Below are 1,526 nucleotides of genomic sequence, written 5' to 3'. Positions count from 1 at the left end.
GACTGTGGGTGGAGGCCGAACTGGGAGAGGTGGGCGGCAAGGAGGGCGCGCCCGCGCTGGACGCCCACGCGCCCGGAGCCCGCACCGACCCCGCCGAGGCCCGCGCGTTCGTGGCCGAGTGCGGGGTGGACGCCCTGGCCGTCGCGATCGGCAGCGTCCACGCCATGACCACCCGGACCGCCGCCCTGGACCACACCCTGCTGGCCCGGCTCGCCGAGGCGGTCGACGTGCCGCTCGTGCTGCACGGCTCCTCCGGCGTACCCGACGGCGAACTGGCGGCGGCGGTCTCCGGCGGCATCGGCAAGGTCAACGTGGGAACCGCGCTCAACGTCGCCCTGACCGGCGCCGTGCGCGCCCACCTGGACCGGCACCCCGAGCAGGTCGACCCGCGCCGATACCTCGCCCCCGGGCGGGACGCCATGGCCGCGACGGTGGTGCGCTACCTGGAGGTGATCACGGCGGACGGCGCCCGGGCGGACGCCGTGACGCCGGCCGCCGTCACCCGGGACTGAGTGGCGGTCGGCCGCGCTCCCACCGGGGACGGCAACCGAGGTCAGCCGCGGCGGACCGCCCGCAGCACCACGAACTTCGGGTCCGAGGCGACGAGTTCCGCGTTGCCGAACACCCGCCGGAGCTTCACGTGGTAGCCGAGGTGCCGGTTGCCGACGATCCACAGCTCGCCCCCGGGCCGCAGCACCCGCCGCGCGCCCTGGAACATCCGCCGGGCCACCGCGTCGGTGGTCGCCTGGTGGGAGTGGAACGGCGGATTGCTGAGCACCAGGTCGGCACTGTCCGGCGGGAGGCCCTCCAGACCGTCGCCGACCCTGAACGAGGCTTCGCCGTCCGGCACGTTGGCCCGGTAGGTCTCCTCCGCGGAGGCCACCGCCTGGTACGACTCGTCGGTGAACAGCACCTCGGCCGAGGGATCGGCCAGCGCCACCGCCGTGCCGACCACGCCGTTGCCGCAGCCGAGGTCGACCACCCGCCCGAGACCCGGTCCGGTCGGCAGGTGCTGGAGGAAGAAGCGGGTGCCGATGTCGAGCCGGTCCGCGCAGAAGACGCCCGCGTGGTTGACCACCGGGCGGCCCGCCACCAGCGCGGCGTCCTGCGGCAAGGAGTACCGCAGCGGCCACGGGTCGGTCCCCCGGTCCGCCGTGGCGGCGGGGGAGGCGAAGATCAGCCGCGCCTTGCGCTCGGCGAGCGAGGTGCGGGTGGGGCCGACGATCCGCTCGAACAGGGCGAGCGTCGAGGTGTGGATCTCCTTGACCATGCCGGTGCCCACCACCAGCGAGTCCTCGTGCAGGGCCGGCGCCAGCCGGTGCAGCTGGTCCTCCAGCAGCGCCAGGCTCTTGGGCACCCGCACCAGCAGGACGTCGATGCGCCGGGGCGGTTCGTCACGGGTCGTGAGCAGCGCGACCCCGGCGTCGGCCACGCCGTTGGCGGCCAGATTGGCGCGGGTGGCCTCGCGGGTCAGGAACGACTCGGTGATCTGGGTGACCGAGGCACCGGCCCCGGCCGCCCCCTCC

At 75.2% G+C, this 1,526-nt stretch carries 2 protein-coding genes; one reads left to right on the top strand and one right to left on the bottom strand.

Annotated elements, in window-relative coordinates; genetic code table 11:
- Nucleotides 1-512, top strand: a 512-nt coding sequence (locus ACOV8S_RS29720) for a class II fructose-bisphosphate aldolase (protein ID WP_448321578.1), incomplete at its 5' end; no start/stop codon positions are given.
- A gap of 41 nt (nt 513-553) precedes the next feature.
- Here ACOV8S_RS29720 and ACOV8S_RS29715 read toward each other — a convergent pair.
- A partial coding sequence (locus ACOV8S_RS29715) for a methyltransferase (RefSeq protein ID WP_448321577.1) occupies nt 554-1,526 on the bottom strand: 973 nt, incomplete at its 5' end.

This window comes from Streptomyces sp. CO7, assembly GCF_053474865.1.
This window is presented reverse-complemented; position numbering and strand designations above follow the sequence as displayed.